22 protein-coding genes and 1 pseudogene are annotated in these 24,612 nt (G+C 69.0%); 6 read left to right on the top strand and 17 right to left on the bottom strand.

The window, feature by feature from the left end; all coding sequences use genetic code 11:
* Positions 1–217: hypothetical protein (locus G3I78_RS51425; RefSeq protein WP_203616421.1), on the top strand; the 217-nt coding region annotated here is incomplete at its 5' end.
* Positions 218–370: 153 nt separating this feature from the next.
* Here the strand turns inward: G3I78_RS51425 and G3I78_RS45385 are convergent.
* The 3 genes from G3I78_RS45385 to thyX form a co-directional block, all read right to left on the bottom strand.
* Positions 371–2,056: a ribonuclease J gene (locus G3I78_RS45385; RefSeq protein ID WP_164436128.1), complete on the bottom strand. Its 1,686-nt coding sequence runs from the start codon at positions 2,054–2,056 to the stop codon at positions 371–373.
* A gap of 152 nt (positions 2,057–2,208) precedes the next feature.
* Positions 2,209–3,108 (bottom strand): 4-hydroxy-tetrahydrodipicolinate synthase, encoded by a 900-nt coding sequence (gene dapA, locus G3I78_RS45380; RefSeq protein ID WP_164436126.1) that lies wholly within the window; start codon positions 3,106–3,108, stop codon positions 2,209–2,211.
* Positions 3,109–3,319: 211 nt separating this feature from the next.
* On the bottom strand, positions 3,320–4,060 hold the full coding sequence (gene thyX, locus G3I78_RS45375) for an FAD-dependent thymidylate synthase (protein WP_164436124.1): 741 nt from the start codon (positions 4,058–4,060) through the stop codon (positions 3,320–3,322).
* 174 nt (positions 4,061–4,234) lie between these two features.
* Between thyX and G3I78_RS45370 the strand changes: the two genes are divergently transcribed.
* On the top strand, positions 4,235–4,474 hold the full coding sequence (locus tag G3I78_RS45370) for a hypothetical protein (protein ID WP_164436123.1): 240 nt from the start codon (positions 4,235–4,237) through the stop codon (positions 4,472–4,474).
* A 90-nt stretch (positions 4,475–4,564) separates the two neighbouring features.
* Positions 4,565–5,119, top strand: coding sequence for a hypothetical protein (locus tag G3I78_RS45365; RefSeq protein WP_164436121.1), 555 nt, complete (start codon positions 4,565–4,567; stop codon positions 5,117–5,119).
* Positions 5,120–5,186: 67 nt separating this feature from the next.
* On the opposite strand, the gene G3I78_RS45360 is transcribed toward G3I78_RS45365, so the two are convergent.
* The 6 genes from G3I78_RS45360 to eccD form a co-directional block, all read right to left on the bottom strand.
* Positions 5,187–5,639 carry a hypothetical protein gene (locus tag G3I78_RS45360; protein ID WP_164436119.1) on the bottom strand — a complete coding sequence of 151 codons (453 nt, stop codon included), beginning with the start codon at positions 5,637–5,639 and terminating at the stop codon, positions 5,187–5,189.
* Positions 5,639–6,391, bottom strand: a complete 753-nt coding sequence (dapB, locus tag G3I78_RS45355; RefSeq protein ID WP_164436117.1) for a 4-hydroxy-tetrahydrodipicolinate reductase — start codon at positions 6,389–6,391, stop codon at positions 5,639–5,641. Before dapB ends, G3I78_RS45360 begins: the two co-directional genes overlap by 1 nt.
* A gap of 41 nt (positions 6,392–6,432) precedes the next feature.
* Positions 6,433–7,812, bottom strand: a complete 1,380-nt coding sequence (locus tag G3I78_RS45350) for a pitrilysin family protein (protein WP_164436114.1) — start codon at positions 7,810–7,812, stop codon at positions 6,433–6,435.
* A complete protein-coding gene (locus tag G3I78_RS45345; protein WP_164436112.1) occupies positions 7,809–10,055 on the bottom strand; it encodes a polyribonucleotide nucleotidyltransferase in 2,247 nt (748 codons plus the stop codon). Before G3I78_RS45345 ends, G3I78_RS45350 begins: the two co-directional genes overlap by 4 nt.
* Positions 10,056–10,377: 322 nt before the next feature.
* Entirely contained in the window at positions 10,378–10,665 is a 288-nt protein-coding gene (rpsO, locus tag G3I78_RS45340; RefSeq protein ID WP_007385095.1) for a 30S ribosomal protein S15, read from the bottom strand.
* 257 nt (positions 10,666–10,922) lie between these two features.
* On the bottom strand, positions 10,923–12,347 hold the full coding sequence (gene eccD / locus G3I78_RS45335) for a type VII secretion integral membrane protein EccD (RefSeq protein ID WP_164436147.1): 1,425 nt from the start codon (positions 12,345–12,347) through the stop codon (positions 10,923–10,925).
* 299 nt (positions 12,348–12,646) lie between these two features.
* Here eccD and eccCa point away from each other — a divergent pair, with 299 nt between their 5' ends.
* Both eccCa and G3I78_RS45325 read left to right on the top strand, forming a co-directional pair.
* A complete protein-coding gene (gene eccCa / locus G3I78_RS45330; protein ID WP_164436110.1) occupies positions 12,647–16,585 on the top strand; it encodes a type VII secretion protein EccCa in 3,939 nt (1,312 codons plus the stop codon).
* 238 nt (positions 16,586–16,823) lie between these two features.
* Positions 16,824–17,114: a hypothetical protein gene (locus G3I78_RS45325; protein WP_164436101.1), complete on the top strand. Its 291-nt coding sequence runs from the start codon at positions 16,824–16,826 to the stop codon at positions 17,112–17,114.
* A gap of 85 nt (positions 17,115–17,199) precedes the next feature.
* Here the strand turns inward: G3I78_RS45325 and G3I78_RS45320 are convergent, their stop codons facing one another.
* The 8 genes from G3I78_RS45320 to G3I78_RS45285 form a co-directional block, all read right to left on the bottom strand.
* Complete coding sequence (locus tag G3I78_RS45320; RefSeq protein ID WP_203616420.1) at positions 17,200–17,778, bottom strand: hypothetical protein; 579 nt, start codon at positions 17,776–17,778, stop codon at positions 17,200–17,202.
* Positions 17,775–18,281 (bottom strand): hypothetical protein, encoded by a 507-nt coding sequence (locus G3I78_RS45315; RefSeq protein ID WP_164436099.1) that lies wholly within the window; start codon positions 18,279–18,281, stop codon positions 17,775–17,777. The genes G3I78_RS45320 and G3I78_RS45315 overlap by 4 nt, the downstream gene beginning before the upstream one ends.
* Positions 18,282–18,319: 38 nt before the next feature.
* Positions 18,320–19,093, bottom strand: a complete 774-nt coding sequence (locus G3I78_RS45310) for a hypothetical protein (RefSeq protein WP_164436097.1) — start codon at positions 19,091–19,093, stop codon at positions 18,320–18,322.
* Positions 19,094–19,096: 3 nt separating this feature from the next.
* Positions 19,097–20,320: a putative T7SS-secreted protein gene (locus tag G3I78_RS45305; RefSeq protein WP_164436095.1), complete on the bottom strand. Its 1,224-nt coding sequence runs from the start codon at positions 20,318–20,320 to the stop codon at positions 19,097–19,099.
* Positions 20,321–20,447: 127 nt separating this feature from the next.
* Complete coding sequence (locus G3I78_RS45300; protein WP_164436093.1) at positions 20,448–20,735, bottom strand: type VII secretion target; 288 nt, start codon at positions 20,733–20,735, stop codon at positions 20,448–20,450.
* A 474-nt stretch (positions 20,736–21,209) separates the two neighbouring features.
* Positions 21,210–22,661: a hypothetical protein gene (locus G3I78_RS45295; RefSeq protein ID WP_343244009.1), complete on the bottom strand. Its 1,452-nt coding sequence runs from the start codon at positions 22,659–22,661 to the stop codon at positions 21,210–21,212.
* On the bottom strand, positions 22,658–23,788 hold the full coding sequence (locus G3I78_RS45290; RefSeq protein ID WP_164436092.1) for a WXG100 family type VII secretion target: 1,131 nt from the start codon (positions 23,786–23,788) through the stop codon (positions 22,658–22,660). The genes G3I78_RS45295 and G3I78_RS45290 overlap by 4 nt, the downstream gene beginning before the upstream one ends.
* Entirely contained in the window at positions 23,785–24,108 is a 324-nt protein-coding gene (locus G3I78_RS45285) for a hypothetical protein (protein ID WP_164436090.1), read from the bottom strand. Before G3I78_RS45285 ends, G3I78_RS45290 begins: the two co-directional genes overlap by 4 nt.
* 269 nt (positions 24,109–24,377) lie before the next feature.
* Here G3I78_RS45285 and G3I78_RS51420 point away from each other — a divergent pair.
* Positions 24,378–24,599 (top strand): annotated as a pseudogene (locus tag G3I78_RS51420) (IS5/IS1182 family transposase); the annotation flags it as partial.
* Positions 24,600–24,612 lie beyond the last annotated feature (13 nt).

Here is a 24,612-nt window from a genome sequence, read left to right as displayed (position 1 = left end):
AACATATCTGGCGTTGATTTTTGGCACGCTGTTGAGTTCTCAAGGAACGGACGCTTCCTTTGTACTCACCCTCTCGGGCTTTCCTCCGGGCTTTTCCCTTCGGTCTTGCGTTTCCGACTCTATCAGACCGTTTCCGGTTCCGATTTCCTCGGTGCTTTCCAGGTTCCCGCTCTCGCGTTTCCCTTTCCGGCGGTTCCGACTTTATCAGAAGTTCTGAGTCGGATTTCCCGGCCCGATCGGGAACTGGTCCGGAGCACGAAGCTGCCGGGTTCCCCCTCGGGCGGAGCCGTAAACGTACTGGAGCGGGCCGCCTCGATGCAAATCGAGGCGGCCCGCTCCTGGTTCACCCGGACGGAGGTCCGACGGTACGTCAGACCTCCACGACCACCGGGAGGATCATCGGCCTGCGGCGATACGTGTCGGAGACCCACTTGCCGAGGGTCCGGCGCACCAGCTGCTGGAGCTGGTGGGGTTCGACCACGCCGTCCTGGGCCGAGCGCTCCAGGACCTCGGTGATACGAGGGATCACGTCGCTGAACGCCGAGTCCTCGATGCCCGAGCCGCGCGCCTGGATGTGCGGACCGCCCGTGATCTTGCCCGTGGACGAGTCCAGCACCAGGAAGACCGAGATGATGCCCTCGTCGCCGAGGATCTTGCGGTCCTTCAGCGCCGGTTCGCCGACATCGCCGACCGAGAGGCCGTCGACGTAGACGTAACCCGCCTGGACCTTGCCCGCGATCTTCGCCTTGCCCTCGATGAGGTCGACGACCACGCCGTCCTCGGCGATGACGATGCGGTCGTGCGGGACGCCGGTGAGGGCGCCCAGCTCGGCGTTGGCCCGGAGGTGGCGCCATTCGCCATGGACTGGCATCAGGTTCCGGGGCCGGCAGATGTTGTAGAAGTACAGGAGCTCGCCCGCGGACGCGTGGCCCGAGACGTGCACCTTGGCGTTGCCCTTGTGGACGACGTTGGCGCCCCAGCGGGTGAGGCCGTTGATCACGCGGTAGACCGCGTTCTCGTTGCCCGGGATCAGCGAGGACGCCAGGATCACGGTGTCGCCGTTGACGATCCGGATCTGGTGGTCTCGGTTGGCCATGCGGGACAGGGCCGCCATCGGTTCGCCCTGGGACCCCGTGCAGACCAGGACCACCTCGTGGTCGGGCAGGTCGTCAAGGGTCTTGACGTCGACCACCAGGCCCGGGGGGACCTTCAGATAGCCGAGATCGCGGGCGATGCCCATGTTGCGGACCATCGAGCGGCCGACGAAGGCGACCCTGCGGCCGTATTCGTGGGCCGCGTCCAGGATCTGCTGGATGCGGTGGACGTGGCTGGCGAAGCTCGCCACGATGATCCGCTTGCGGGCGCCGGCGAAGACCTGCCGCAGGACGTTGGAGATGTCCTTCTCGGGCGGGACGAAGCCGGGGACCTCGGCGTTCGTGGAGTCGGCCAGGAGGAGGTCGATGCCCTCCTCGCTCAGCCGTGCGAACGCGTGCAGGTCCGTGAGGCGGCCGTCCAGCGGGAGCTGGTCCATCTTGAAGTCACCCGTGTGGACCACCATGCCGGCGGGGGTGCGGATGGCGACGGCCAGGGCATCCGGGATGGAGTGGTTGACCGCGACGAACTCGCAGTCGAAGGGGCCGATGCGCTCGCGGTGTCCCTCCGCCACCTCAAGGGTGTACGGGCGGATGCGGTGCTCCTGGAGCTTGGCCTCGATGAGCGCGAGGGTCAGCTTGGAGCCGATCAGCGGGATGTCCGGCTTCTCGCGGAGGAGGAAGGGGACGCCGCCGATGTGGTCCTCGTGGCCGTGCGTGAGGACGATGCCCTCGATGTCGTCGAGGCGGTCCCTGACGGACGAGAAGTCCGGCAGGATCAGGTCGATTCCGGGCTGCTCCTCCTCCGGGAAGAGCACGCCGCAGTCGACGATGAGCAGGCGGCCGCCGTACTCGAAGACCGTCATGTTTCGGCCGATCTCGCCGAGACCGCCGAGTGGGGTGACCCGCAGGCCACCTTCCGGAAGCGGCGGGGGCGGGGCCAGTTCGGGATGCGGATGACTCAAAAGACTCTCCTCACCACGCGCGCCACGTACCGGTGGGCACGTGGCGCGCGTGACGTTCGTGCGTGTAGCAGTTGTCGTTGTGGTGCGGGCACCGGTGGCCCGCCTATTCAGTTGTTGAGTCTGGTTGCGCGCCGGGCGCGCGAAGTCTGGTGCTAGAGCTGTACCCCGCCGGCGGCAAGATCGATCTTGAGCTGCTCGATCTCCTCCGCGGAGAGCTCGACCATGGGGGCGCGCAGGGGCCCCGAGGGCAGTGCCTGGAGGGCGAGCGCCGCCTTGGTGGTCATCACGCCCTGGGTGCGGAACATGCCCGTGTAGACGGGGAGCAGCTTCTGGTGGATCTCGGTGGCCTTCTGGACGTCGCCCGAGGTGAACGCGTCGACCAGGGCGCGCAGGTCCGGGGTGACCACATGGCCGACGACCGAGACGAAACCGACCGCGCCCACGGAGAGCAGCGGGAGGTTCAGCATGTCGTCGCCGGAGTACCAGGCGAGGCCGGAGCGGGCGATGGCCCAGCTGGCGCGGCCGAGGTCGCCCTTGGCGTCCTTGTTGGCGACGATCCGGGGGTGCTCGGCGAGCCGGACCAGCGTCTCGGTGCTGATCGGGACGCCGCTGCGGCCGGGGATGTCGTAGAGCATGACCGGCAGCTCGGCGGCGTCGGCGACGGCCTTGAAGTGCCGGTAGAGGCCCTCCTGCGGGGGCTTGTTGTAGTACGGCGTCACGATGAGCAGGCCGTGTGCGCCGGTGCGCTCGGCGGCGCGGGCCAGCTCGATGCTGTGGTGGGTGTCGTTGGTGCCGACGCCCGCGACGACGTGGGCGCGGTCGCCGACCGCCTCCAGTACGGCTCGTACGAGGTCCGTTTTCTCCGCGTCACTGGTGGTGGGGGACTCGCCGGTGGTGCCGTTGACGACCAGGCCGTCGTTGCCCGCGTCCACCAGGTGGGTGGCGAGCCGCTGGGCGCCGTCGAGGTCGAGTGCGCCGTCCGCCGTGAAGGGCGTGACCATGGCGGTGAGGACCCGCCCGAAGGGGGTCTGCGGAGTGGAGGTCGGAGCCATGGGTGACACGCTACTCGTTGCTCAAGGCGGGGTCTGCCCTAGGGGGCCGGGGAAAGTCAGGACAAAGGTGGAGCCCGGCACTGCCTGCTCGGGGGTTCAAGCAGTGCCGGGTCCGTTTGATCAGGCTAGATGAACTTCGCTAAATGCCGCAATACGGACACTTCGCGAGGTGGACCCGCACATCTGTGCCCTATGGGGAAACAGGCGTCCGTTACGGCGCCACACGGCCGTTCGCGTTGAAGGCCGCGTAGGTGAGCGGCATGAGCTTCGCCCACTCCGCCTCCATCTTCTCGCCGACCATCTCGATCTCCCGCTGGGGGAAGGACGGCACCTTCGCCTGCTCGTGCTGGGTGCGCAGGCCGAGGAAGTGCATGAGCGAGCGGGCGTTGCAGGTGGCGTACATCGAGGAGAACAGGCCGACGGGCAGGACCGAGCGGGCGACCTCGCGGGCGACGCCCTGCGCGAGCATCTCCTGATAGGCGGTGTACGCCTGGCGGTACGACTCCGCCATCGCGTTCCCGACGGACTCGTGCTGCTCGGGGGTGCCCTCCACGAAGACGTACTTGCCCGGGCGGCCCTGCTGGACGAGCTTGCGGTCCGCGCCGGGGACGTAGAAGACGGGCTGGAGCTCCCGGTAGCGGCCGGACTCCTCGTTGTAGGACCAGCCCACGCGGTGCCGCATGAACTCGCGGAAGACGAGGATCGGGGCGCTGATGAAGAAGGTCATGGAGTTGTGCTCGAACGGGCTGCCGTGCCGGTCCCGCATCAGGTAGTTGATCAGCCCTTTGGAGCGCTCCGGGTCCTTGTTCAGCTCGTCCAGGGACTGCTCTCCGACGGTCGACACACGGGCCGCGAACAGCACGTCGGAGTCGGCCGCGCTGTGCTTGACCAGTTCGACGGTGACGTCGTCGCGCAGCTCGATCTTGAAATCGTCGTCGGGGGTGGGGGTCACGGTTCGGGGGTCCTTCCCAGCTCGTCGTATGGCGACGCCACTCTACGACCCACCAAACGGGACTTTCACTGTCGTGACCGAGTCAATTCGGCGAAACCGGGCACCTTTTGCGGCAACCACTCGTCTGTACAGACAGGAGTCAACCGTTCGATCCCGGAAGGGAGATGCACCCCCATGTTGCGTCGGCGCGAGCCCGTACCGTTCGCCTTTCTCGCCGAAGCCGACAGGTTCCGCAGCAATGTCGCTCCTCCACCCCGTCAGCGCGCGTCCGCCGGTGAGATGGCCGGGCGCTGGCTGCTGGGACTCACCATCGTCGCCGGACTCGTGGGGTCACTGGTCCTCGGGATGCCGGCGCTGTCGCAGGATCAGCCGCCCTCGGAGACACAGCAGTCGCAGGCGTCCCAGGGACACTGACTCATCCGGGCCCCCGAAGGTGGATCGCGGGGACACCGGCGGATAGCCTCACCGGGCACAGCCCGCGTATGGATCGAGTGAGGACCCGCCGTGCCCCTGCCCTTCCTGACGGCCGACCGCGCATTCGAGACGACGGACGACACCGCTCTGCCGTTCGACGACCGTGACCACTGGCGGCGCCCCTACCGGCCCGGGCCGTGGCGGGTGGGCCTGGCAGCGGTCCTTCTGCTGCTCGCCTCGTACGTGCTGTTCGCGGCGGTCATCATCGCGCTGACCGACTCGCCGTCCGAGGCCGCCGTGGTGCTCGGCATCGCCGGGATCGTCATCATCGGCGCCCTGCGACTGCTGCGCGTGGGTGTCTGGGTGAGCGCCCGCGGTGTGCGTCGGGTGGGCTTCCTCTTCACCCGTACGGTGTCGTGGGACCAGGTCGTCGCCGTACGGACGGCGCAGCAGCCGGTGCGCTGGCTCGGACTGCCCCGCACGGTCCAGGGACAGGCCCTGACCCTCGTACGGCAGGGGCGGTCGCCCGAGGACGAGTCGCCGCTGCTGACCACGCACAACGCGGACTTCCTCGCCCGCGGCGCGGCCTTCGACCGGGCGGCGGACGCGGTGGAGGCGTGGGCGGCGGAGCACGGGCGGGTCTGACCCGCGGGAGACGTCGAAGGGGCCGGCCCGCGTTCACCGCGGGCCGGCCCCTTCGACGGGCGTGAGGCTAGGCCTCGATCGTCCTGCCGTCGTGCAGGGCTATCGCGCGCTGCATCGCCTTGCGGGCGCGTGGGGTGTCGCGGGCGTCGTGGTAGGCGATCGCGAGGCGGAACCAGCTGCGCCAGTCGCCCGGAGACGCCTCCGTCTCGGCCTTGCGCTTGGCGAAGACTTCGTCGGCCGAGTCGCGGTCGATGCGGCCGCCGGGCGTGCGCTTCAGCTCGTCGACGGGCAGGCCGCCCTCGGCGTCGAGTTCGGCGGCGAGGGCGTTGGCCCGGCGGACGAACTGGGTGTTCTTCCACAGGAACCACAGGCCGATCACCGGCAGGATCAGCACCGCGACGCCGAAGGTGACCGTCAGCAGGGTGCCGGACTGGATGAGCATCACGCCGCGGCTGCCGACCAGCACGAAGTAGACGAGCAGGACGGCAGCCGTGACGGCGTAGGTCAGCTTGGCGCGCATCAGCCCAGGTCCAGGAAGTGTTCCAGGCCGAAGGTCAGGCCCGGGGCCGTGCCCACCCGGCGGGCGCCCAGCAGGATGCCCGGCATGAAGCTGCTGTGGTGCAGGGAGTCGTGACGGATGGTCAGCGTCTCGCCCTCGCCGCCGAGCAGGACCTCCTGGTGGGCCAGCAGACCGCGCAGCCGGACGGAGTGCACGGGGATCCCGTCGACGTCCGCGCCCCGCGCGCCGTCCAGGGCCGTCTCGGTGGCGTCCGGCGCCGGGGCCGTGCCCGCCTCGGCGCGGGCCGACGCGATGAGCTGGGCCGTGCGCGAGGCGGTGCCCGACGGGGCGTCGACCTTCCTCGGGTGGTGGAGCTCGATGACCTCCACCGACTCGAAGTACGGCGCCGCGATCTGCGCGAACTTCATGTTCAGTACGGCTCCGATGGAGAAGTTGGGCGCGATGAGCACGCCCGTCTCCGGGGATGCGGCCAGCCAGTCGTTCAGCCGCGCGAGGCGCTCGTCGGTCCAGCCCGTCGTACCGACGACCGCGTGGATGCCGTGGCCCACGCAGTACTCGAGGTTCTCCATCACCGAGGCGGGCGTGGTCAGTTCGACGACGACCTCGGCGCCGGCCTCGGTGAGGGCCGCCAGGTCGTCGCCGCGGCCGAGGGCGGCCACCAGCTCCATGTCCTCGGCCGCCTCGACGGCCTTGACCGCCTCGGCTCCGATCCGGCCCTTGGCACCGAGGACGGCCACACGCAGCTTGCTCATCTTCTTGCTTCCTTAACCAAAACAGCCGAAACGGACGGAGGTCAGGCCACGGCCTCGTGCAACCGGGCGGCCTGCTTGTCCTTGAGCGGGCCGATGACCGACAGCGACGGGCGCTGTCCCAGGATCTCGCGGGCGACCTCGCGGACGTCGTCCGGGGTGACCGACGCGATCCGGGTCAGCATGTCGTCGACGGACATCTGGTCGCCCCAGCACAGCTCGCTCTTGCCGATACGGTTCATCAGCGCGCCGGTGTCCTCCAGGCCGAGCACGGTGGAGCCGCGCAGCTGGCCGATGGCGCGGCCGATCTCGTCGTCCGAGAGGCCGTGCTCGGCGACCTGGTCGAGTTCGTCGCGGCAGATCTTCAGCACGTCGTGGACCTGCGAGGGCCGGCAGCCGGCGTAGACGCCGAAGAGGCCGCAGTCGGCGAAGCCCGAGGTGTACGAGTAGACGCTGTAGGCCAGGCCGCGCTTCTCCCTGACCTCCTGGAACAGCCGGGAGGACATACCGCCGCCCAGCGCGGTGTTCAGGACGCCGAGGGCCCAGCGGCGGTCGTCGGTGCGGCACAGGCCGGGCATGCCGAGGACGACGTGGGCCTGCTCGGTCTTGCGGCCGATCAGCTCGACGCGGCCCGCGGTGCGCAGGGCGCGCTTTCCGTCGCGGGGCGCGATGGGCGTGGCGTCGGTGTGCTGGAGGGCGCCCGCCTTCTCGAAGGCCGCGCGGACCTGTCGTACGACCTTGTTGTGGTCGACGTTGCCCGCGGCCGCGACCACCAGGTGGGTGGGGTCGTAGTGCTTCTTGTAGAAGCGGCGGATGCGGTCCGCGGTGAGGGCGTTGACGGTGTCGACGGTGCCGAGGACGGGGCGGCCGAGGGGGTTGTCGCCGAACATGGTGTGCGCGAACAGGTCGTGCACGCAGTCGCCCGGGTCGTCCTCGGTCATGGCGATCTCTTCGAGGATCGCGCCGCGCTCGACGTTGACGTCCTCTTCGAGGATGAGCGAGCCGGTCAGCATGTCGCAGACGACGTCGATGGCGAGCGGCAGGTCGGTGTCGAGCACGCGCGCGTAGTAGCACGTGTACTCCTTCGCCGTGAACGCGTTCATCTCGCCGCCGACCGCGTCGATCGCCGAGGAGATGTCCAGCGCGTTGCGCTTCGAGGTGCCCTTGAAGAGGAGGTGCTCCAGGTAGTGCGTGGCGCCGTTCAGAGACGGGGTCTCGTCGCGGGAGCCGACGTGCGCCCAGATGCCGAAGGTCGCGGAGCGGACCGAGGGGAGGGTCTCGGTGACGATGCGCAGGCCGCCCGGGAGGGTGGTCTTACGAACCGTGCCGATGCCGTTCTGGCCCTTGATCAGGGTTTGGGTACGGGCGACGGCCCGCGCCTCCGAGGAGGTGCGGGCCGTCGCCGTGGAGCTGCTCGACGTCACTTGTCGGTGTCGTCCTTCTTGCCCGCGGCGGAGCCGCTGTCGGATGCAGTCTCGGAGCCTTCTTCGCCCTCGATCACGGGGATCAGGGAGAGCTTGCCGCGGGAGTCGATCTCGGCGATCTCGACCTGGACCTTGGCGCCCACGCCGAGCACGTCCTCGACGTTCTCCACGCGCTTGCCGCCGGCCAGCTTGCGGATCTGCGAGATGTGCAGCAGACCGTCCTTGCCCGGGAGCAGGGAGACGAACGCGCCGAAGGTGGTCGTCTTCACGACCGTGCCCAGGTAGCGCTCGCCGACCTCCGGCATGGTCGGGTTGGCGATCGAGTTGATCGTGGTGCGGGCGGCCTCGGCGGCCGGGCCGTCGGAGGCACCGATGTAGATGGTGCCGTCGTCCTCGATCGTGATCTCGGCGCCGGTGTCCTCCTGGATCTGGTTGATCATCTTGCCCTTGGGGCCGATGACCTCGCCGATCTTGTCCACGGGGATCTTGACGGTGATGATCCGCGGGGCGTTCGGGGACATCTCGTCCGGCGTGTCGATCGCTTCCATCATCACGTCGAGGATGTGGAGGCGGGCGTCACGGGCCTGCTTGAGGGCGGCGGCCAGGACGGAGGCGGGGATGCCGTCCAGCTTGGTGTCGAGCTGGAGGGCGGTGACGAACTCCTTGGTGCCGGCGACCTTGAAGTCCATGTCGCCGAAGGCGTCCTCGGCACCGAGGATGTCGGTGAGCGTGACGTAGTGCGTCTCGCCGTCGATGTCCTGGGAGATCAGGCCCATGGCGATACCGGCGACGGGGGCCTTCAGCGGCACACCGGCGTTCAGCAGCGACATGGTGGAGGCGCAGACCGAGCCCATGGACGTCGAGCCGTTGGAGCTCAGCGCCTCGGAGACCTGGCGGATCGCGTAGGGGAACTCCTCGCGCGTCGGCAGGACCGGGACCAGGGCGCGCTCGGCGAGGGCGCCGTGGCCGATCTCGCGGCGCTTCGGGGAGCCGACGCGGCCGGTCTCGCCGGTGGAGTACGGCGGGAAGTTGTAGTTGTGCATGTAGCGCTTGCGGGTCACCGGGGAGAGGGTGTCCAGCTGCTGCTCCATGCGGAGCATGTTGAGGGTGGTGACGCCCAGGATCTGGGTCTCGCCACGCTCGAACACCGCGGAGCCGTGCACGCGCGGGATGGCCTCGACCTCGGCGGCGAGCGTACGGATGTCCGTGACGCCACGGCCGTCGATGCGCTTCTTCTCCTTGATCACGCGCTCGCGGACGAGCTGCTTGGTCAGGGAGCGGTACGCGGCGGAGATCTCCTTCTCGCGGCCCTCGAACTCCGGGAGGAGCTTCTCGGCGGCGAGCGCCTTGACGCGGTCCAGCTCGGACTCGCGCTCCTGCTTGCCGGCGATGGTCAGCGCGGAGGCGAGCTCCGGGCGGACGGCGGCGGAGAGCGCCTCCAGGATGTCGTCCTGGTAGTCGAGGAAGATCGGGAACTCGCCGGTGGGCTTGGCGGCCTTGGCGGCGAGGTCGGCCTGGGCCTTGCAGAGGACCTTGATGAAGGGCTTCGCGGCTTCCAGACCGGCGGCGACGACCTCCTCGGTCGGGGCCTCGGCGCCGCCCTTGACCAGCTGGATGGTCTTCTCGGTGGCCTCGGCCTCGACCATCATGATCGCGACGTCGCCGTCCTCCAGGGTGCGGCCCGCGACGACCATGTCGAAGACGGCGTCCTCGAGCTCGGAGTGCGTCGGGAAGGCCACCCACTGGTTGTTGATCAGCGCGACGCGGACGCCGCCGATCGGGCCCGAGAAGGGCAGGCCGGCCAGCTGCGTGGACGCGGAGGCGGCGTTGATCGCCACGACGTCGTACAGGTGGTCGGGGTTGAGCGCCATGATGGTGGCGACGACCTGGATCTCGTTGCGCAGGCCCTTCTTGAAGGACGGGCGCAGCGGGCGGTCGATGAGGCGGCAGGTGAGGATCGCGTCCTCGGAGGGCCGGCCCTCACGGCGGAAGAAGCTGCCGGGGATCTTGCCGGCGGCGTACATCCGCTCCTCGACGTCCACCGTCAGGGGGAAGAAGTCGAGCTGGTCCTTGGGGTTCTTGGAGGCGGTGGTGGCCGACAGCACCATGGTGTCGTCGTCCAGGTACGCCACGGCGGAGCCGGCGGCCTGCTTGGCGAGGCGGCCCGTCTCGAAGCGGATGGTGCGGGTGCCGAAGGAGCCGTTGTCGATGACGGCCTCGGCGTAGTGGGTCTCGTTCTCCACTAGCGTGTTCTCCGTTACTTTTCGTCTGCGTTTCGTCTTTTGTCCCGATCCGCCCGTGTGGCGGGGGGACGTGCGCGGAGAAGCGCTCCATCTGGTGCGGGCCGGTCTTCGATCGAAGCACCCGGGTTCGCAAGGCCCGGGGGCCACTACCGAGGACCGGCGGCGGCGAGGTGCACTTCTCCTCGTGATACTGCGTTGTGCTACCACACTACAAAGCGGGTGTGACACTGCGCACGTTTCCGTACCTACGTCATGACTTTCCGTACGTACGGCAAAGGGAGCGGCCCCCGATCGTTTCGGGAACCGCTCCCTTCACGGCGTCCTACTTGGCGCCCGCCGCACCGCGGCGGATGCCGAGGCGGTCGACCAGCGCACGGAAGCGCTGGATGTCCTTCTTCGCCAGGTACTGGAGAAGGCGACGGCGCTGACCGACCAGGATCAGCAGACCACGACGGGAGTGGTGGTCGTGCTTGTGGGTCTTGAGGTGCTCGGTCAGGTCCGAGATACGGCGCGAGAGCATCGCGACCTGGACCTCGGGGGAGCCGGTGTCGCCCTCCTTCTGGCCGAACTCGGTCATGATCTGCTTCTTCGTAGCGGCGTCGAGCGACACGCGTACTCCTCGTAGTCTCTTGGGTAGCCACCGAGTGCCCCTGGTCCACTTCTCAGGGGAGCTTCCGTAACTCGGGAGGCGGGGATCCGCTGGGCGCGGCCTCCGGAGCGGTGAGCTCCGGGGGTGCGTACACAAACGGCCGCCAGCCAGGGTATCAGCCCGGCGGCAGTGCCCCGGGCCACGCCGGCGTCGTACGAATGACGTAGCGGCTGCCACCCGTGTGGGTGACAGCCGCCGTCGGTCGACCGGGCCGGGTGTCAGCTGGTCATGCCGCGGGCCGCCGCGTAGAGGTCGAGGACCGCGAGGCAGAGCGGGACGAGCGAGAGGAGTACGGCACCCTCGCTCAGGTCGAGCATCCGGCCCCAGAACGGGGTCACGCCCTTGCGGGGCACGATCAGGGCGATGGCGACGAGGAGCGTGGCGCCCAGGGCCACCGCGGCGGAGAGCCAGACGGTGCGGATGTCGAGCGGGGCGCTGTTGTGGTCGTAGACCAGGTCCTTGATGATGTCGGCCGGCGGGTTCAGGGCGAGGCCCAGGACCAGCAGGCTGACGGTGATGATGCCGGAGATCATCAGGGTCACGACCTGGGACGTGTACAGGAAGAGCCGGGCCCGCATCAGCATGGCGAGGCCGGCCGCCAGCGAGAGCAGCTGGGCCCAGCCGCTGGTGGAGAAGCCGAGCACCACTCCGGCGGAGGCGACCCCGGTGACCGCGCAGCCGCCGACGAGGCCGAGCAGCAGTTCGTGGCCGCGGCGGGCCTGGTCGGTGATGAGCTGGTAGTCGACCGGCTCCTGCTCCTGCTGGTCCTCGGCGCGGCCGCGCTTGGCGATCTGGTCGGGCGAGCGGAAGCCGATGGGCAGCCGGGAGAAGCGGGCGGACCAGCCGGGCAGGAAGCCGATGACGGCGACCATGACCACGGCGGTGACGGCGGCGCTCTCGCGCGGCTCGGCCTCGGAGACGATCGCGGCGAAGGTGGCGAGGACGCCGATGCCGGCGCCGAACGCGGCGGCGATGAAGGGCGCGTCCTTCTGCGGCAGCATCAGGACGAGCAGCACCGCGGCGACCAGGACGACGGCGAAGCCGACGAGGAGGTTCAGGCGGCCGGGTCCCTCGCCCGCGTCGAGGGCCATGATCCCGGAGCCGCCCACCATCAGGTGCGGCAGCGCGGCGAGGCCGAGGGCCACGGCCGCGTGGTGGTCGTCGTAGACCCGGGCCCGCACGGAGGCGAGCGCGACGAGGACGACACCGGTGACGCCGGCGATGACACCGGGCAGTCCGTGCATGTCGTGGCGGAGCGGCTCGGAGAACCAGAGCGCCAGCGCCATCATCGTCAGCAGCAGGGTGCCGGCGACCAGGCCGACCCCGCGCATCATGCCGTCGTTCCAGCTGCGCCGGTCGGCCTCGACGACGGCGGCCACGGCGTCCACCACGTCGTCGAAGACGGCGGGCGGCAGCGAGTCCGCGAACGGCCGCAGCAGCAGCAATTCGCCATCGCGTATCTGCAGTTCGGCGAGCGAGCGGCCGTCGTCGAGGACGGAGCCGTCCCTGCGCACGAGGTTGTACCCGGTGGGCGCGGCCTCTTCGGGAGTCTGTCCCGACAGCCGCAGGATCTCCGGGTAGACGTCAGAGAGCGGCACGTCCTCCGGAAGTGCCACATCGATCCTGCTGTTCGGTGCCGCCACCGTGACCCGGCAGAATCCGGTTGCTGAAACCGTACTCACCTGACGGTTCCCCCTAGTCCAGTACTCGGTGATTCGTCGCGGTTTGCCAGGGCGAAACCCGTTCCGCGCTTCGTTTGGAGCGTCACCCTACCGTCCTCTTGCGGCATCTCCCCATCCCCTCCCGGCTCAATGGGCCCGCAGAACAGTAGGATCAACGCCCGACTCATGAGTTGGCAAAGCCCCATGAGTTGACGAACATACGGGGGCCGTCACGACGGGGGCGGTTCAACATTGCGATTGCGTGAAGGACTGGTGGATCGGTGAGCGTCGTCATCGTCAAGCGCCCGCCGCGGGTATTCCCGCCGGAGGTGCCGAGTGAGGAGGTCAAGCTCGAGTCCCCTCCTGAACTCCCTCGTACCGAGGACGACAGCCTTCTGATGAACCTGCTGCCCATGCTGGGCATGGGTTCGTCGGCGGCGTTCTTCTTCATGCCCGGCGCCCAGGGGTTCATGAAGATCATGGGCGGCCTCATGATGGTGTCCACGGTCGCCATGCTGGTCGCCCAGATCGTGCGGGCCCGCAAGGGACCGTCCGGTCAGATGGCCGAGGCCCGCCGCGACTACCTCAAGTACCTGGCGCAGAAGCGCCGCGAGGTGCGGCGCACGGTGCACAAGCAGCGTGACGCCCAGTACTACCTGCACCCGGCGCCGGAGCAGCTGTGGGCGCTGGTCGCCGAGGGTTCGCGGCTGTGGGAACGGCGTTCCATGGACCCGGACTTCGTGCAGGTCCGCATCGGCCTGGGCCCGCAGCAGCTGGCCACACCGCTGGTCGCCCCCGACACCGCGCCCGTGGACGAGCTGGAGCCGCTCACCGCCCACGCGATGCAGCAGTTCATCGCGAGCTACGGCACCCTCGGTGAACTCCCGCTGGCCATCGGGCTGCGCTCCTTCTACCACGTGACGATCTCCGGCGACGCCGAGACGGTCTACGGCCAGACGCGCTCCGTCGTCGGTCAACTGGCGTCGCTGCACTCCCCCGAGGACGTGGTGATCGCGGTCGTGGCCACCCCCGGCGCGGCGGTGGACTGGGAGTGGACCAAGTGGCTGCCGCACATGCAGCACAAGGAGTCCGACGGTGCCGGCACCCGGCGTCTGCTCTGCTACGACCTCGGTGAGCTGGAGGAGATGCTCGCCCACCAGCTGGAGGGCCGCCCGCGCTGGAGCCGGGACGGTTCGCCGGTGCTCGACCAGCCGCACGTGGTCGTCGTCCTGGACGGCGGCGGGGTCCCCGCGGACTCGGTCCTGGCCTCGGCGGAGGGTCTCCAGGGCGTGACCATCCTCGAGGTGGTGCCCGGCGAACTCGACGAGCTGCGCGGCTCGTTGTCAGTGCGGGTGTGGCCGGACGCGATGGAGCTGGAGGCGGGCACGGGGGTCTTCACCGGTGTCCCCGACGTGCTGTCGCAGGCCCAGTCGGAGTCGCTGGCGCGGCAGTTGGCGCCGCTGCGGCTCGGCGCGGCCGACGCGGACGAACCCCTGCTCGCCAACCTGGACTTCACCGACCTCATGCAGATCGGTGACGCGGCGGGCGTGGACGTCTCCCGCACCTGGCGGCCGCGCACGCTGCACGAGCGGCTGCGGGTGCCGATCGGCCTCGGCGAGAACGGCGAGCCGGTCATGCTGGACATCAAGGAGGCCTCCCAGGAGGGCATGGGCCCGCACGGCCTGTGCGTCGGCGCCACCGGTTCCGGCAAGTCGGAGCTGCTGCGCACGCTGGTCCTCGGCCTCGCGGTCACGCACTCCTCCGAGACGCTCAACTTCGTCCTCGCGGACTTCAAGGGCGGTGCGACCTTCACCGGCATGGGCTCCATGCCGCACGTCTCCGCGGTCATCACCAACCTGGCCGACGAGCTCACGCTCGTGGACCGGATGCGCGACTCCATCACCGGTGAGCTGACCCGCCGTCAGGAACTCCTGCGGCAGGCCGGCAACTACGCCAACATCACCGACTACGAGAAGGCGCGTGCCGCCGGTGCCGCGCTCGACCCGCTGCCCTCGCTCGTCCTGATCATCGACGAGTTCAGCGAACTCCTCGCCGCCAAGCCGGACTTCATCGAGATGTTCATCCAGATCGGCCGGATCGGCCGTTCGCTGGGTGTGCACATGCTGCTCGCCTCTCAGCGGCTGGAGGAGGGCAAGCTCCGCGGTCTGGACACCTTCCTGTCGTACCGCATCGGTCTGCGCACCTTCTCGGCCGCCGAGTCCCGTACGGCGATCGGCGTGCCCGACGCCTACCACCTGCCGAACGTCCCCGGCGCGGGCATCCTCAAGTACGACACCGAGACGATGGTGCAGTTCAAGGCCGCGTACGTGTCGGGCACCTACCGGGCCAACGGGCCGGTCGCGCAGGGCGGCGGACGGATCGACCGCTCCCCCGTGCTGTTCACCGCGGCGCCGGTGCCGGTGCGGATCCTCGCCGAGCCGGAGCCGGAGACCCGCAGCAACCAGGTCGACGACGCGCTCGCCGACACCGTCCTCGACGTCATCGTCAGCCGCCTGGACGGCCAGGGTCCGCCCGCGCACCAGGTGTGGCTGCCGCCGCTGGACGAGCCGTTCAGCCTGGACCAGGTGCTGCCGGTCCTGAACGTCAGCCCGGAGCGCGGTCTGCACGCCGAGGGCTATCACGCGCAGAGCAAGCTGATCGTGCCGGTCGGCCTGGTCGACAAGCCGTTCGAGCAGCGCCGTGACGTGATGTACGCCGACCTTTCCGGATCCGCCGGTCACGCGCTGATCGTGGGTGGCCCGCAGTCCGGCAAGTCGACGCTGGTGCGCACGATGATCACGTCGTTCGCGCTCACGCACACCCCGGCCGAAGTGCAGTTCTACGCCCTCGACTTCGGTGGCGGCGGCATGATCGCGCTGGACCACCTGGCCCATGTGGGCGGCGCCGCCTCCCGGCTCGACCAGGAGAAGGTGCGTCGTACGGTCGCGGAGGTGCACGGCATCCTCAACGCCCGTGAGGAGTTCTTCCGCTCCAAGAGCATCGACTCCATGAACACCTTCCGCTCCCGCCGGGCCCAGGGGCACTACCCCGACCAGCAGTGGGGCGACGTCTTCCTCATCATCGACGGCTGGGGGACGTTCAAGAACGACTACGAGCTGCTCGACCCGGTCATCGCGGACATCGCGACCCGTGGTCTCGGTTTCGGTGTCCACCTGATCATCACCGCGACCCGGTACACCGAGATGCGGCCCGCGCTGCGCGACCAGATCCTCAGCCGCCTCGAACTGCGGCTCGGCGACGCGATGGAGTCGGAGTTCGACCGCAAGCGCGCCGAGAACGTGCCGATGGGCAAGCCCGGGCGCGGTCTGTCGCCGGAGAAGCTGGACTACCTCGCGGCGACGCCCCGCATCGACGGGTCGACGCAGGTCGAGGACCTCGCCGACGGCATGGCGAACCTCGTCCAGAACGTCAACAACGCCTGGCAGGGCGCGCCGGCCCCGAGGGTGCGGATGCTGCCGACGATGCTGCCCGCGTCCGAGCTGCCCGGCGGCGGCGACTTCGGCGGCCGCGGTATCGCGATCGGCGTCGACGAGCTCACCCTCTCGCCGGTCTTCGTGGACTTCGAGACCGACCCGCTGTTCGTCATCTACGGCGAGAGCGAGTCCGGCAAGTCCTCGCTGCTGCGGTTCATCGCCAAGCAGGTCTCCGAGCGGTACGCCACCAACAAGGCGCTGTTCGTGGTCTCGGACTTCCGACGCGCGCTGCTCGGCCAGGTGCCCGAGAGCCACATGTACAAGTACTGCGCCTCCGGTCCGCAGCTCCAGGAGGTCATGGAGTCGCTGGCCGGCTCGATGAGCCGCCGGATGCCGGGGCCGGACGTGACACCGGACCAGCTGCGCAACCGCTCCTGGTACAACGAGCCCGACGCGTTCATCTTCATCGACGACTACGACCTCGTCGCCACGTCGATGGGCAACCCGATGTCGGTGCTCATGGAGTACCTGCCGTTCGCCCGCGACCTCGGCCTGCGCATCATCCTGGCCCGCACCACGTCGGGCGCCTCCCGCTCCTCCTTCGAACCGGTCCTCACCCGGATCAAGGAACTCGGCGCCCAGGGCATCGTCCTGTCCGGCGACCCCTCCGAGGGCCCGGTCTTCAACAACATCAAGGCCACGCCGATGCCCCAGGGCCGAGGCCAGTTCATCTCACGCCGGACGAGCGGCCAGCTCGTCCAGACGGGGTACCTGCCGGAGAGCTGAGCCTCATCCGGTGAGGGGCGGGCCGTGTCCACGGTCCGCCCCTCTTTGTTGTCGGGACGAAACCCGTCCGGCGGAGGCCGACTCCCGACGACGGCCGTCGACGCTCGCGAGGAGTTCAAGGCCCCGACCCCCGCGTCCGGGGTCGAGGCGCCCGTGCGCGCGGTCTTCGGCTGACCTCTTTGGAGTGAAACGCGGTGGACGTCCCCCTGACGAAGACGGCGTACACGGCACCACGCGGTTGGCCTTCGCGGACCCCGAGCGCCCGGGCAGGACCGTCTCCCTCGGTTACGGCGGCTTCCTCGGCGCCGGGTACACCTGCTGGGTCCGGAAGGTCAGGTCGGGCGCGGTGGGTGAGGTCTGGTTCGCGGGGGATCCGCGGTGTCCCGGGGTCGTCTCCGTGCCGGGCCCGCGGCGGCTGTTGGGTGTCGCTCAGCGTACGGCCGTGGACCGGCGGATGCCGGCCCGCAGGCGTGGGGGCGGCGACGAGGCACGGGAGCGGGCCGGGGCGGCGGGGGCGTGGGTCGGCTGAGGGATGGGGAGTGAGGGGTACGGCGATGGCGGCGCCCGGGGAGGGGGCCGCCATCGTCGTACGGGCGGCGTTGTGGTGTGTGGTGTCAGGTCGACCAGAAGTGGAGGACCGCCTGGGCGTAGGCGACTCGGGGGTCCAGTTGGGTCGGGCGGAGTCTGTACTTGTCCGTGATGCCGTTGAACTTCAGGGGGGCGGGGGCGAAGGTGCCGGTGCGCCAGTTCGTGCGGGACGGGAGGTGCCAGTCGATGCCGTATCCGCCGATGAGGCTCGCGGCGTTGTAGAGGAGGGTCAGGGGGGAGAGGACTACGTAGACCGCCCAGGACGCGGCTGTGCCGGCTCGGCCGGACAGGCTTGTGCCGTCGGGGAGTTCGAGGGTGTAGCGGTTGCCGGCCGGGGGGTGGAGCAGGGCGAGTACGGCGCCGTCGGGGGCCGTCACAGTCAGTCTGGTGTCCGGGGCGCGGCGGGACACGGTGCACAGCGGCTTCTGGCCCGCCTGGTCCTCGTACAGGGTGAAGTCGGTGGCGAGGGCTTCCGGTGTGCTGTCGGACGACAGTCCTCGGGCCACGTAGACGGGGTTGCCGCCTCTCACCTTGATGACACTCTGGAGGTTGAGGGCCGTGTTCTCCTGGGGGGCCTGCGCGTGCACGCCAAATACAGTCGTCATCGCCATCTCTTTCCGGTGACCGGCTTCAGCCATGCGGGCAGTTCGTGGTGTGCGAGCCCCGCCGCTGACAGGATCTGAAGGTATCCGTTGACCTGGTCGCGGGTGCCACGGCGTACCCACACGTGGCGCAACCAGAACGCCCGGGACAGCAGGTGGACGCCGAGCGCGAGCAGGAGCAGCACCGGGGCGGCGAGGATCACGTCGGCCGTCGGGCCGGAGGTGCTCCGGTCGGGGCCGCCGAGCAGGAACCAGGCCCCGACCGCGCCGGGCGCGAGCAGCAGGCCGCCCCACAGCCCGCGGGAGTTCATGCCGCCGAGCAGCCGGATGTGCCGGTGCAGCAGCGCCGCGACCTCACGGTCGGCGCCGTAGTCGATGCCCCGCTCGGCGCCGATCGTCCGGGCCTGCTCGGTCAGTCCCGGGACCGCCGCCAGCTGGGCGGCGGTCACCGGAAGCAGCCCGAGGTGCTCCTCGGCCTCGGGGGCGGTGCTGTCGGCGCCCGGCATGCTCGTCACCCCTCAGCGGCTCGTCCGGCTCGTCCGGATCATCCGAACACGTCCCGGACGGACTTCGCCTGGAGCGGGACCTGGACGCCGCTCGCCACGTCCATCTGTCCACCTGTCATCGGGCCGTCTGCCGGCACCTGCTGCGGGGGCGGTGTCTCGGACGGGGTGTCGGACGGGGTGTCGCCGGTGTTCACCTCAAGGGTGTTCACGATGTTGAAGAACAGGTCGGAGTACAGGTCCCAGTCCTGCATACAGGGCGTGCTCAGCTCGAACAGGACCATCTCCGCGTCCTTGCGCAGCGGCAGGAAGACGGCGATCTTCCCGACCTCCACGTCCTCGGGCTGCCCGGAGTCGGTGAGCTCGGCCGGGAGCGTGGTGACGTCCGCGCTGAAGCGGGCCACCGCCTCGCCCGCCGTGAGCCAGACCGTCTCGACCTGGGCCTGGTCACCGAGACCGGCGAGTTCGGCGGCGACGCTGGACGCCGTCATCTTCTGGCCGTCCGGCACGGACTCCAGCAGAGCGGCCGTCACCGTCGCCGTACTGCGCCGGCCGTCGAGGTCGAGCAGACAGAACCCGGCGTAGCCGACCCCGGCGTCCATCATCTGGGCGACCACGGGGAGTTGGGTCGCCGCGTACTGGAACCAGAGCTCGGGGTTGCCCTGCGGGTAGACGTCCTGGGCCAGTTCGATCAGCGCCTCGCCGACCAGTTCCGGGGTCTCCCAGACGGGAAGCTCGTAAAAGGCGGGCGGCACACGGAAGTTGAGGCGCGGGGCGTCCGCCGCCGGGGCGTCGCCGGGAAGCATGGTGTCCATCGGTTACGCCGCTCCCGCCGCCGACATGAACGAGTTGCTGGACGGCGCCGCGGCCGCCTGGGTGTTGGACCCGCCGCCCGAGATCAGCCCGAAGGCCAGGCCCACGCCCTTGATGCCGCCCATGGTGCCGCGCATCAGACCGCTGCCGACGTCCACGGCCTCGTCGGCGAGGCCCATCGCCTTGCCCGCACGCGCCAGGCCCTTGTACATGAGGCCGTCCGCCATACCGCGGGCCATGTTGACCGAGGTCGCCATCTCGTCGGCGTGGGAGAAGACGCCGGCGAGGCGCTCGCCGGTGGCCGCGGCCCTGGCGGCCTTGGCTCCCGCGGTGATGCCCTTGACGGCGCCGATGCCCGGCAGCACACCGAGGCCGGCCCCGACCCAGTCCATCACGCCGACCTTCTCGCCGCGGGCCGTCTTGGCACCGTAACCGGCGAGGGCGAGGGCGCTGGCGCCGATGGCCAGGCCGCCGAGGATCGCGCCGACGGGCGGGATGGCCATGGTCGCCAGGGAGAGGATGGACAGCACGGAGCCGATCTTGGAGAACAGGTCCGCGTTGTCGGCGAGGAAGTCCGTGAAGCCGTCCCAAGCGGCCTTGAGGCCGTTGCCGATCGACTCCCAGATGCTGATGTCCGGCGGCCGGTTCTGCGCGGCCTCGCGAATGGCCTTCTCCGCCTTGCCGGCCTGCTCCTCCCAGTACTTGCGCAGCGCCTCGGCGTTGTCGATGAGGCTCTGGAGGTCGGACGCGGCACTCTTGGCGGCCGAGGAGGCGGAATCGGCCTCCTCCGAGAGGGACTTGGCCTGCTGCTCGGTGAGCTGCTGGAACTGCGCGCCCTCGATCTTGACGTTGACGCGGTCGACGTCGGCGTTCTTCTGCTCCAGCCGCTTGCGGGCCTCGACCGCGCGCTCCTCGAGGTTCTTGGCCTGCCGCTGCATGGTCTCCAGCTCGTCGTGCCAGCCGCGCAGCGCCCGGGAGCAGGCGCTCATCGACTCGTGCCCCTGCTGGAGGTACTTGGGCAGCTCGCCGACCTTGTCCTGGAACTTCTTCGCGGCCTCGCCGTCCCACACCCCGTCGGTCCTGCCGATGCTCACCAGCATCTCGCGCATCTCGTCGAGCTCGTCGCCGACGGTCTTGACGTCGTACGCGAGGGACTCGATCGTGTGCAGGTCGCCCTTGGCCGGGTTGAAGGTCAGCCCTGGCCAGTTGGGATCGTCGAACATCCCCATCTTCTACTCCCCGTTGTGTGTGTGGTGGGTCGGGTGTGACGGTGGTGGTGCGGCTGCGGTGCGGTGGCGGTCGCGCGGCGGGCTGCGACCGGGCGGGTTACGTCCCGGCGGGTTACGTCCCGGCGGGCTACTTCTGGCTGAAGCCCTTCTGCATGTCCTGGTCGGTCGTCTGGTACGCCTCGACGGTCTTCTGGAGCCCCTCGTGCAGCGTCTTGGAGGCGTCCGCGATCCGCTTGATGCCGTCGCCCCAGTCGTCCTGGAAGTCGTCACAGGCGTTGTCGAGGCCGTCCGTACCGAGTCCCGTCGGACCGACCTTGTTCAACCGCTGCTGCGCGCCGCGCATCCGGTCGTCCACCTGGTCCAACCTGTTGATCAGGGTCTTCATCCGATCGACATCGATCTGGAAGTCCGCCATCCCCGTGTCTCCCCGTTGCTCTGTCGTCGTGATCCAGTCACCGCCGCTCAGGTTATCGGAGCGGCAACTTCCGAACACACCAGCACCGTCGTCCGGTCCTGCGACGACTCGGGCACGGAATGTTCACACGATTTCCTCGGCTTTTTGGCGGGTGGGGCGAGCTGAGTCGGTGTAGGTGGAGAGAGCACAGAAGACATCGACGACGGTTCGCCCAGTGATCATGGATCTGCCGGATACGGACACGGCCAGAACCCGGCGATCTGCACGTACGGTGCCTGAGCAGCTGTCAGGGCGGCCCGCTTTCCTGCCGAGTGCGCGTACAGCGGGTACCCGGGGGGGCGGCTCGCTCGGTACGCCAGTCGGAATGGTGGCGTTGCACACGTCCCGGGTGGGTGCAGGCACGAAGTTCTGGGGATGCCCTCGCCGAGGGGCGAGCCGAGCAGGTGTCATGGCCTGCGCGGCTCGCCCTTGACGTCAACTTGCCTTGGCTTCGGCGCTGTTGCCCACCCGCGCCACCCCTTGGATCGCGAACCCGACCAGGGGTACCAGCAATCCGGCCGCAGCGGTCCAGAGCCGCCAGGAGCCGACGTCCGGGATGAGGAGGAGGGAGGTGAGGCAAGCAAGAGCTGTCGCGAAGGCCACGACGACGGGGGGGGACGAGGTGACGAGCCAGCCGGCGCCGAGGTCGAGGGTCTGCACCTGCCGCTCGGGGTCCGGATGTGCCGCATCCATGAGGCCCGCTTCCTCGATCTGCTGGGCCACCTGCACCGGAACCGCGCCCGGTAGCTGCCAGCCGTCGTCACCTACGAGCTCGGCGACCATGTCACGACCACGGCACTGCCGGGGGTGCCAGAGCAACCAGCCCCGAGCGTTGGCCAGCGCAGCTCCGGCGGCTTCCGTGGCCATCTGCGAGTGGAAGGGGATCTGCCGACCACGGCCCTCGAGTACAAGGCCGGGCAACTGCCGAGTGTTCTCCCTGCGCTTCTTGTCGTCGGCCGCTTCCGGGCTGCCGGGAGGGGGCGCGTCGGTGTGGGCGCCGGTCCCAGTGATAGTGACTCTCAGTGCCTTCCAGTCCGGGCCGACGGTGCGTGGCGGACGCCGGGGGCTGTCGTTCCTCCACCAGTGGACGAGCAGGGGAAGTGTCACCAAGGCCCACAATCCGCCGATGACCCATGAGTCGCCGAACTGAAGAGCCCTTCCTGCGAGTTGACGCTCCACGTCCTCTCGTTGGTCGTCACCGATGGCACCCAGCTCGGGCCGATCGGGAACATACGCCACGTACAACTCGCTGCCGATGCCCTGGCGTCGATTGGTAGCCGCCTCGAATGTGGCCGGCACCGCGTGCCCGCCGGTCAGCGACGGAAGGAGCACAGTTAGGTCGGCCGTGGCGGCGGCCGAGCGACTGCTGCCCTCGGCAACCTCGTTCTCGACCTTCACGACGGGACGCCGTTCGATCACCGCGCCCGCTTGCGCGAGTACGGAACTCGTCCCCCTGTCCCGCGCATCGGCGGCAGCCATCGTCACCCAGAGTGCCAGCAGAGCGGGAACCGCGACCATCACCCCTGCGAAGCGGGCCGACGGCCAGCGCACACCGCCCAGTTGTGCCGGTACTGCGCCTTCTCCCCGCCCGGGAGTTGACGAGGCCGTCCGCACACCCCAGAGGTAGGTCTCGTGCCGGGACCGGCCGCCCCCGCGCACCAGCGCCACTCCCGAAATCACCACGCATGCGGCCAGCAGCGCCAGTGAGCACCACAAAATGGCCGCACGCACCGGTGTAGCTCCCAGGAAAAGCCATGCCGCGGTCAGTGCCACGAGAGCGAGCGGGGCGGCTGCGGCAACGAACCGCCCACAGCGTGGGAAGAGCTGGACCTCGGTGCCGTGCACCATTTCGTTCACACCCTTGTCCAGGGCCCGTTCACTGTTCACCCGAATGCTCCGTACCGCCGCGCATCGGGTCGCTCCCGCAAGCCCTTGGCATCCTGACTCGCGTGCTTCCGTGTGTCGGCGACCGCACCGGGCCGGTCCCTTTCCTCGTCCGCGTTGGGGTCACCGTTGACGGCGCCGTCGAGGTGCTTGGAGACATTGCCACCCACGCCGAGGCCGAAGCCGATGGGAGCGTTGGTCGCCACATCGCCCACCAGGCCGTGCGCCGAGGAGAGCGTCCGACCGTCCGTGGCCCTGTGGACGGCCGCGCCGCCTGCTCCACCGGTGAGACCTCCCGCAACGGCCCCGAGCGCCATCTGCGATGCGTCGAACCGGTCTTTGCTGTGAAGGTTGTTGATGGTGTCACCGGCGAGTGAGGTGAGGACACCTACCGTCGTGCCGTCGACCGCGTTCGCCCACATGCCTCCGCCAAGCCTCGAAGCCAGGTGCCCCGCCCCGTACCTTCCGCCGAGGACACCCACCACGCCGTTGACGGCGTTGTTCCTGTACTCCGGACCGCTGTCGGTGGCCAGGCTCGTCACGATCCCTGTACCGGTCCCGGCACCCCACTGCACACCGAGCTCGGTGATCAGACGCCATCGCTTGCTCAGTCTCACAATCGAGCGAACATGCCGAAACAGACGAGCGACCGAACCGAGCAGTCGCCCCAACTTCGAAGCCGCGTTGGCGGCTTGGGCGGCAAGCCGTAGGGCGTTGGCAACTCCGGCAGGCGCGGAGAAGCCCAGTGTGACGAAGGAGAGCGCGGCGGACGCGGCGATGGAGACTCCGATCTCGAGGTAGATCTGATGGATCTCGTCGTTGATCTCGTCAATGTTGTCGGCTGCCTCTTCGAGCCCCTTCGCAGCCTGCTCGAAGACCGGCCCGGTCTCGTCGACAGCCTCCCCGACGTGCTTCCAGTACGCGCTGAAAGCCTCGGCCGCTTCCCCTCTCCAGTGCTCACCGAGGATTCCCTGGACGGCTCTGTCGAGCCCGCCGTACGCCTCCTCCAGCTCCTCCCCCATGGTCCGCCACCCCTTGGCCGCCGCGCGCAGCACATCCGGTCGCCCACCGGGATTCACGACCTCGATCCCGGCCTCATAGACCTTCTCCGCGACGCTCTCCTCGCTCACGTCTTACCGCCCTTGAACAGACCGGCGAGAAAGTCATCGGACTCTTCGGAGTTCTTGGCGTTGTCCTTGAGTGCCTGACTTACTTCATCGAAATGGCGAGCCAGATTCCCCAGCGAATCGACCATCCCTTCGGCCAATTCGATATAAGCGGACGTCACCTCGTCCGACTCCGTCAAGAATCCGAACCCGTCGTGGACCTGCTCTGCACCCGTCCTACGCCGAAATCCCTCGACCGCACTCGCCAGGTCGTACGCCCGCGTACCGAACGCATTCGCCAACTTCCCCAGTTCTTGCGGATCTAAGTAGAAATCACCAGGCATACGTCCTCCGCACTCCCCATCCTTCGAGACCTCTGACGTGCACTTCCGCAACCTCAGGAGGCTCGAAGAGTCACGTACCTGCACACGATGGGGGTACGGCGTCAACTCCTCGTAGAACGTCTCTACCCGCGTATACGGACCGGATGGGTGGTCTGATCCCAGGCCCCTTCGACCAGGTGAGTGCGCACTGATCGCCGTGCCTGGAGCGCGAGTTGACCGCACCGGCCGGCGTGGTGACACGACCGTGGATCGTGCCGTAAAGGTGAGCCGACCGCGTACGAGACGGCTCCATACATCACTTGATCACCGACGGGCACGGCACGACGCTGGCGGTGCTCCTGACGAGCGGCAATCGCAGCTACGACCACGACGTATTCCGTGATCGGGTCCACATACGTGGCATCGTGCCCGCGATCGCACTCCGCGGCACCCGACACGACACCGGACTTGGCGCCTATCGTTGGGTCGTGGAGCGGAGCTCTGCGTGGTTGAAATGCCCGCTCG

The organism is Streptomyces sp. SID13726 (assembly GCF_010548375.1).
In the GTDB taxonomy this organism is placed as follows: domain Bacteria; phylum Actinomycetota; class Actinomycetes; order Streptomycetales; family Streptomycetaceae; genus Streptomyces.
This window is presented reverse-complemented; position numbering and strand designations above follow the sequence as displayed.